The organism is Chitinivibrio alkaliphilus ACht1, from assembly GCF_000474745.1.
GTDB lineage: Bacteria > Fibrobacterota > Chitinivibrionia > Chitinivibrionales > Chitinivibrionaceae > Chitinivibrio > Chitinivibrio alkaliphilus.
In genome coordinates, this window is record NZ_ASJR01000053.1 from 1 (window position 1) to 2,700 (window position 2,700).

At 44.7% G+C, this 2,700-nt stretch carries 2 protein-coding genes; both read right to left on the reverse strand.

All coding sequences use genetic code 11. The annotated features are described in order from the left end of the window. Positions 1-301: hypothetical protein (locus CALK_RS11575; protein ID WP_034638352.1), on the reverse strand; the 301-nt coding region annotated here is incomplete at its 3' end. 60 nt (positions 302-361) lie between these two features. Further along, positions 362-2,700, reverse strand: a 2,339-nt coding sequence (locus CALK_RS12450) for an InlB B-repeat-containing protein (protein ID WP_155851874.1), incomplete at its 5' end; no start/stop codon positions are given.

Sequence of the window (2,700 nt, forward strand, 5' to 3'; positions counted from 1 at the left end):
AAAATAGAACCCCACCACTGTCACCGGTGGCACCCTCCGGTTCTGCATTTATTTCACCCCGGGGAGTCTCATTTTCGTCTATGGAGATAAAAACAGGATAGCGGACCTGTGATCCAAATATAATATCAAGGTCATCCTTTTGTGCACAGGAGACAAAAGCGGCAAGGATACATAAAAACATACATAGGAAAACAGAGTATGTGGTTTTCATTGCTAAAACCTTTAAAAAGAAAGTAATGGTAAGTCCAAGGGCTGCCGCACCGGAAATACCGTAAAAATAGAGTGTGCCTTGTAAAGTCATATATTCCTCAAGTTTGTACACCCCTGTTAACTCAACACACTATTTACGCATAAAGAAACATTAACGTGAACCTAAAGCAACCCGAAAACCGATAGTACCGGACTGATCATATGATAGATAGCTAGAAGTGTAGGACCAAGTCAGTTTTTTTTCACTGAGGTGATAGCTTCCGCCTCGCATGGACTTGTACGAGTCTGTCCCGTTAGAAAGCCCATTCTCACACCACTCCCACACATTCCCCGCCATATCATAGAGCCCAAAGGGATTGGGCTCTTTGTGACCTACGGGATGAGTAGTTTCTCCACTATTATCCGAATACCAAGCATAGATATCTGCATGGGAGGCATCATCTCCCCAGAAATAGGTGGTAGTCGTTCCCCCGCGAAACGCATACTCCCATTGAACACTGGTTGGCAGATAATACCCGTTTGCACTGCTGTCTATTTCAAGATCTTCAAGATTAGTTACCCCTTCTCCGGGAGTGCCAATTATACTGCTGTAGCTATACACCGTATCCAGACCTTCTGCTATTGACCGAGCATTGCAATAGAGCACCGCATCATACCAGGTCACTTGTTCTACGGGGCGGTTTTCATCTCCGGAGAAACGAGATGGATTTACGCCCATAATATCGTAGTATTCAGCTTGTGTGATAGGGTATTTCGACATATAAAACTCTGCGATTTCTTTTTCTTCATCCCCATGGTAGGGGCCTGCGGAGATGCGTATCATTTTGGGACTGATAGTAAACTTCGCTTCTATATCCATATCACTTTTCACAGTAATAGTAAGAGGATTATCATCTCCCGAAGCATCACCACGCCAACTAACAAACTTATACCCTTCATAGGCATCAGCGGTAAGCTTTACCTTTGTAAAGTGTTTATATTCAGACCCTTCGGGATCGGCAGTAATAGTACCGTTTTCTGCGGTGAGGGTAAGCTCATATCTTTTCAGTGAAAACTCCGCTTCTATTACCATATCGTTTTCCACAGTAATGGTAAGGGGATTTTTGTCTCCCTCTGCATCGCCGCTCCAACCAAGAAACTCATAGCCCTCGTGCGGATCTGCGTTCAGTTCCACTTCTGTACCGTGTGCGTATGCATCACGATCGGGAACAGCTGAAATAGTACCGTTATCAGTATGAATAGTAAGTTCATAAGTCTTTGTAAACACTGCTTCTATACTCATATCTTCTTCAACATTAACAATAAGGGGAGTTTTGTCACCCTTTGCATCACCACTCCATTTAACAAACTCATACTTATCATCAGGATGGGCAGTAAGCTGTACTTGAGTACCGTGTTCATACTCATCTTTATCCGGAAATACAGAAATAGAGCCGTTTTCTCCGCTGACTGAAAGGGTATACGTCTTCACTTCAAACTCTGCTTCAATGGTAATGTCATGTTCTATAGTAATACTAAGGTATTTTCCGTCTCGCTTTCCATCGCCACTCCACCCAATAAACTCATACCCCTCATTTGCTTCGGCGACAAGAACCACATTTGTTCCTGGTGGATATTCTTCAAAATCTGGATACGCTTTGATAGTACCGTTTTGCGCGTTGAGGTTTAGAACATAGCGTTCAACGCCCTTTTCCTCGAAAACCGCAATTAACTCCATATCATCTTCCATGGTAATGGTAAAGGGGGTTTCGCTACCAGTCGTGTCACCACTCCAACCAATAAACTCATAGCCCTCATCTGCTTCGGCTGTCAAAGTCACCTCACTGCCGTGCTCATATTCATCCGCATCAGGTTCAACTGAAACAGCACCGTTTTCTGCGGATACCTCAAGGGAATAGTTGTGAATACTCCACTGTGCGTGTAATGTTAGATTCTCTGCAGGCATCGTCTCTGGAATTGCCGGGTCCCATCCATCAAAGGTATGTCCTTCTTTGGTCGGATTAGCAGGAGCGACTACTTCTCTCCCATATTGCTCTCTTATCGTATCAACTGCACTTCCTCCGTCACTCTCAAAGGCAATAAAATATGTCCTCTGTGCAAACTCCGCTTCAATATCCATATCATCTTCCACTGCAATTGTAAGGGGATTGTCACTGCCAGAGGCATCGCCACCCCAACCAACAAAATCATAGCCCTCATCCGGTACTGCGGTGAGCTCCACCTCTGTTCCGTGTTCATATTCAGATTCATCGGGATCGGCAGTGATAGTACCGTTTTCTGCAGTGATATCAAGGGAATAACTATTCAGTGCAAACTCCGCTTCAATACCCATATCACTTTCCACAGTAATTGTAAGGGGATTGTCACTGCCAGAGGCATCGCCACCCCAACCAACAAAATCATAGCCCTCATCCGGTACTGCGGTGAGCTCCACCTCTGTTCCGTGTTCATATTCAGATTCATCGGGATCGGCAGTGATAGTACCGTTTT